Source organism: Mesorhizobium sp. M7A.F.Ca.CA.004.12.1.1, assembly GCF_003997835.1.
Lineage (GTDB): Bacteria > Pseudomonadota > Alphaproteobacteria > Rhizobiales > Rhizobiaceae > Mesorhizobium.
Map to the genome: position 1 here is coordinate 1 of NZ_RZRK01000516.1, position 4,406 is coordinate 4,406.

Below are 4,406 nucleotides of genomic sequence, written 5' to 3' on the forward strand. Positions count from 1 at the left end.
GCGTCAGCCGGCCGGCCGATGTCGGGTCTTCGGCAAGAATGAAGGGATAGCGGCGGACATAGGCGGGGATGTAGTGCGGCGCGGTCCATTTGCCTTCGGCACCGACGAACAGGTTCTCGTTCTGACGCACGCCGGTGATGATCACCGGCGCCTTGCCCGGGCCGATGAAGACGATTGGGTAGGAGCGCATCGCCGCCGGCATTTCCGACGCCACCACCGGAATGGCGTGCGCCGAGCGGGCGAAGCCGAAATCGCTGCGCGCGGTCAGGCCCAGCGAGCCGTGCCGCGCCGGGTTGAGCGCCTCGGGCCTCGAATAGAACAGCGGCATCGCGTCGCCCGTCACTTCCGTCTTTGCATCAGCCATCATCCGTCTCCCGCACGCCCATCAGGCTGCCAATGGTCCCGAAGCCGGGATCTATGCTTGTTTGCGCTGATCTTGGGTCGAAAGGAATCCCGCGCAGGAACAAAGTACTACAGCGTCTCTTGCGCGCATAAAAGGACAGGCGGTGCTGTATTTTGGGATTGCGGCGGCCGATTGCCTTGGGAACACGACCGCCAGCCTGCCCGCCTCTGGACAGCTTGCGGCGAAGCGGCGACAGTGCCTCCGCTGGAGCAAATCCAGGAAAAGTGTGGAGCGGTTTTCCCCTGGCGATTGCGAAGAAACAAAAGCCGGATCGGATCAGCGATCCGAACGCTGAACCGCTCCGGCGGACAGATTGAGGGAAACGGAATGGCGTCGGTGTCGGATTTCGAGCAGGGACAAACCTTCACCATCGAAGCCGGCGGCCGGCAGATCCCGCTCGAACTCAGCGCGGTCAAGCCCATCGCCGCCAGCCCGCGCCCGGGCGGCGGCTTCTCGCTGCTGTTCAAAGGCCCGCGCGACATCGCACTGCCGCAGGCGACCTATCTTTTCACGGGGGAAAGCGGCAGCCACGAGATCTTCATCGTGCCGGTCGCCGCCGATGCGACGGGGCGGCTGTACGAGGCGGTGTTCAATTAGGACCCTGTTTTGGGCTGCACGCAGGCCTATCGCATCGTGACAGGGCCTGATGCGACAATCCTTGCCGCCGGCGCCGCCCCTCACTGTCCTGCCGGACATCTCTCCCCGTAAACGGGGCGAGAGTGGCTGGCTGCGACGCCGGCGCCTTTCTTGCAACGCTGGAGATTGGCGAAATCCGCGATGAAAGCGTCCCTCTCCCCGTCACTATACGGGGAGAGGATGCCGGCAGGCAGGTGAGGGGCAGCGCAAACGATGACCATAGACAATGATCGCATCTGCCAACAAATCGGTTCCGACGATCATAGATCGTCGCCCCCCGGCGGCGCACACGCCATCAGGTCATAAACGCCCTTGTCCTCGACGACCGCGAAGCCGAGCGCGACATAAAGCCGTCTCGCCGGATTGTGCTTCTCGACATGGATCGACGCTGATTTGCCGGCTAACCATGCCTCGTCGATGAGGTCGCAGAGCAGCGCGGTGCCGTAACCCTTGCGGCGATGATGCGGCAGGAAGGCGATGTCGATGATGCGGTGCTGGGTTGGCCAGCGCTCGATATAGAGGCGGCCGATGTCGTCGCTATCGCGTTCCACCACCAGCCAATCGGCCTCGGGATAGTGTTTTCGGTAATGCGCGTGCTGGGCCTGGAACTGCATGCCGAGGAATTCGGCCTTCTGCGCCTCGCTCCACGACGTCACCGCGAGTTCTTCGAAGCGGGTCGAGGCATAGAGCCGCGACAGGAACGGCAAGTCCGCCTCCACTGCCGCACGAAAGCGGAGCCCGGCCGTGTCAGACCGGGGCCAGACCGGACGGGCCTGCTTGCCTTCCGCCACGCTGCCGGAAATCAACCGTCAGACCGGCGGCGTCAGGTCGCGCACGACGACGATCTGCTTGAGATTATTGTCGGTCAGCGACGTCCAGTTATACTCCCATTCGGAACTGTCGACGCCCATCTGGTTGATCGTCCACAGCCCGTTGGTGCCGTCCGGCATGAGCGCCAGGCTGAACAAAGCGAGCCGGCCGTCGGCATTGTAGTTGAGCGTCAGGCGCGTCGAGCGAAGGGATGCGCCGAAATCGCGCCATCCCGACCAGTTCTGGGTATAGGCATCCCATTGCGCGTTGAATTGGAGGAAGTGCTGCTGGTCGGCCGCGACCAGCACGATATCGCCGTCGCCCTGGATGCCGGCGGCAAGCGCCTGGTTGGGCGCCCTGGAGTAGCCGGGTGTCGCCCACTGCGTCCACGTATCCGATCCGGCGGGCATCTGGCGCGTGTGCAGCACCTGGCCGTTCTGGGTCAGGGCGAACAAATTGGTGGCGCCCAGCGGGCCGATGACCGGCGCCATCTCGATGAAGCCACCTGTCTGGGTCGTGTCGATCTGCACCCAACCCGTCCAGTCGGCGGCCTTCAAGGCCTGCGCCTTCGCCTGCTGGCAGCGATAGAGATGCAGGTTCGAATTGATGCCGAACAGCGCGATGCGGCCGTCACCCTGGCGTATCGCCGAAACCGTCACCAGGCCGCCGGGGATCTGGATCCAGTCGCTCCACGGTTTGGCCGGCGGCGTCAGCACGTCGACGGTGACGACGATCGGTGTCGTCGTGCCGGGCGGCGTGATGGTTTTCTGCACCTGCACGATCTGGTCCGGATTCTGGTAGATCCACCAGATGCGGCCCTGATTGTCGGTGACGAAGACCTCGATGCGGCCATCGGCATCGCGCGCCATCGAAAGCTTCTGATAGGAGGTGGCGCCGGGCGGCGTGCCGATGCTCATCGGCGCGGTCCATTTCTCGACCGGGCCGATCTGGTTGGCGTCTTCGGTGATGAAGGACAGATTGGTGGTTCCCGATGGCTGCGCGACCACGGCGACACGGCCGTCCTTGGTGAGGCCCGCCGTCATGATCACCCAGGCGCCGGGCGCGATGAACGACCAGGCCGAGGGCCATGGCCCGTTCGGCGAAAGCTGCGCCTTCTGGATCAACTGCCCCTTGGCGGAATCGATCCCCACCACCATCAGCCGCGACAGTTCGAAAAACGACGTGCCGGCCGGCTTGTGCTGGAAAATGGGTGGAGGGCTGGACGGCGCCGGGCGGGCCCTGGAAGCCGCTTTCGGCGCCGGCGTCTTCGCTGCGGGGACCTTCGACTTCGGTTCTGCGTTCTTGGCCATCGTACGGTCCTGCCCTTTCGGTTCGGAATTCAGCTTCTTGGCGGGAAGACGCCCTGCAGCGCGATGCAGAAATAGCAGGTGAGATAGGGCTGCATGTTGTTGTGCGGCTGGTCGCCGCCGGCAGGGGGGAGCGCTTGAGGGCTCATCTGCGTCAGGTTGGCCGCCGGGGTATAGATTGTTGCGTTGGTGGATTTGGCCAGGCTTCGCGTCGAGGACGGCGCATTGAGTTCGCCCAGGTCGATGTCATGGTCGCGCATTGCGTGGGTGTGGTTAGGAATCTCCGATTCGAGCAGGCTTACCGTTTCCGTACCGTCGGTCTCGCCGAGATCGTGCAGCGAAAGCCCTGGTCCTTGCCCCGGGTGCATCGGCAAGCGGCCCTGAAGGTCGGGCAAGGCAAAATTGCTTTTGCCATTGCCGCCATAGGTCGTGCCCAGCAACGAGAACAATGCCGTGTTCTGCGACAGCGGCAGCAACTGCCCGTCGCACCACGCCCAGCCCCTGGGCGCGAAATAAAAGGGGAAGATTCGGATTTCGGCGACGAACGGGTCAGCCATGATGTCCCTCTCAGGTCGGCGACGGAAAGATGCCGAAAAGTGAAATGATAAAGCTGATGCAAAGATACGGCTGGAAATTGTTGTGCGGCTGGCTGCCGCCAACGGCTGTTACAGCCTGCTGGGCCATGTCGGTATCGGTCGTGTCCTGGATGTAGGGCAAGGCGCCACCGCCAATCTGTGCAACGACCTTCCCGCTGGGACTGGTATCTTGACCAATGCTCAGGGACGCGACCATCGGATGGCTGTGTGACGGAATCTGGGAAATTGTCAGATTGACTTCCTCTATGCCTCCCGTCTCCGCAAGGATGAAGCCGCTGCCCTGATGGAGCGGAACACGGCCTCGCAGGTCGGGCAGCGCGAAGGTGCTCTGGCCATCGCCGCCATAGGTCGTGCCAATCAGCTGGAACAGTGTCTCGTTCTCCGAGATCGGCAGAAGCTGTCCCTCGCAGAACATCCAGCCGGCCGGCGCGAAATTGCCGGCAAACATGCGTATCTCACCAACATAAGGCTGTGCCATGATCGCGCCTCCTTAATTCGGCGAAGGGAAAATGCCCTGCAGGGCAATGCAGAAGCTCAGCGTCAGGAACGGCTGCATGTTGAGATGTGCCTGACTGCCGCCGACACTGGTAATTGTGCTCGGGCTCAGCGTCGTCACGTTCGCGAAATCGCTATACAGCCGCCCCGGAACCACCC

6 protein-coding genes and 1 pseudogene are annotated in these 4,406 nt (G+C 63.1%); 1 reads left to right on the plus strand and 6 read right to left on the minus strand.

Features of this window, described 5'->3' with window-relative positions; translation table 11 throughout:
• A partial coding sequence (locus EN984_RS23930) for a SapC family protein (protein WP_164765604.1) occupies positions 1 to 364 on the minus strand: 364 nt, incomplete at its 3' end.
• A 366-nt stretch (positions 365 to 730) separates the two neighbouring features.
• Between EN984_RS23930 and EN984_RS23935 the strand changes: the two genes are divergently transcribed.
• Complete coding sequence (locus EN984_RS23935; RefSeq protein WP_127271859.1) at positions 731 to 1,000, plus strand: hypothetical protein; 270 nt, start codon at positions 731 to 733, stop codon at positions 998 to 1,000.
• Positions 1,001 to 1,299: 299 nt separating this feature from the next.
• On the opposite strand, the gene EN984_RS23945 is transcribed toward EN984_RS23935, so the two are convergent.
• The 5 genes and pseudogenes from EN984_RS23945 to EN984_RS38965 all read right to left on the minus strand — a co-directional run.
• Positions 1,300 to 1,830, minus strand: coding sequence for a GNAT family N-acetyltransferase (locus tag EN984_RS23945; protein WP_256754981.1), 531 nt, complete (start codon positions 1,828 to 1,830; stop codon positions 1,300 to 1,302).
• Between the two features lie 18 nt (positions 1,831 to 1,848).
• The gene (locus tag EN984_RS23950) at positions 1,849 to 3,159 is read right to left on the minus strand and encodes a hypothetical protein (RefSeq protein ID WP_127267583.1); all 1,311 of its coding nucleotides are present in this window, start codon (positions 3,157 to 3,159) and stop codon (positions 1,849 to 1,851) included.
• A gap of 29 nt (positions 3,160 to 3,188) precedes the next feature.
• Positions 3,189 to 3,713 carry a tail fiber protein gene (locus EN984_RS23955; protein WP_127267582.1) on the minus strand — a complete coding sequence of 175 codons (525 nt, stop codon included), beginning with the start codon at positions 3,711 to 3,713 and terminating at the stop codon, positions 3,189 to 3,191.
• 10 nt (positions 3,714 to 3,723) lie between these two features.
• The gene (locus EN984_RS23960) at positions 3,724 to 4,230 is read right to left on the minus strand and encodes a tail fiber protein (protein WP_127267581.1); all 507 of its coding nucleotides are present in this window, start codon (positions 4,228 to 4,230) and stop codon (positions 3,724 to 3,726) included.
• Between the two features lie 12 nt (positions 4,231 to 4,242).
• Positions 4,243 to 4,406 (minus strand): annotated as a pseudogene (locus tag EN984_RS38965) (phage tail protein); the annotation flags it as partial.

Excerpts from the sequence above, each read along its gene's own strand:
- EN984_RS23955 (WP_127267582.1), bottom strand. The coding sequence starts at position 3,713 with ATGGCTGACCCGTTCGTCGCCGAAATCCGAATCTTCCCCTTTTATTTC.
- EN984_RS23935 (WP_127271859.1), top strand. The coding sequence starts at position 731 with ATGGCGTCGGTGTCGGATTTCGAGCAGGGACAAACCTTCACCATCGAA.
- EN984_RS23950 (WP_127267583.1), bottom strand. The coding sequence starts at position 3,159 with ATGGCCAAGAACGCAGAACCGAAGTCGAAGGTCCCCGCAGCGAAGACG.
- EN984_RS23960 (WP_127267581.1), bottom strand. The coding sequence starts at position 4,230 with ATGGCACAGCCTTATGTTGGTGAGATACGCATGTTTGCCGGCAATTTC.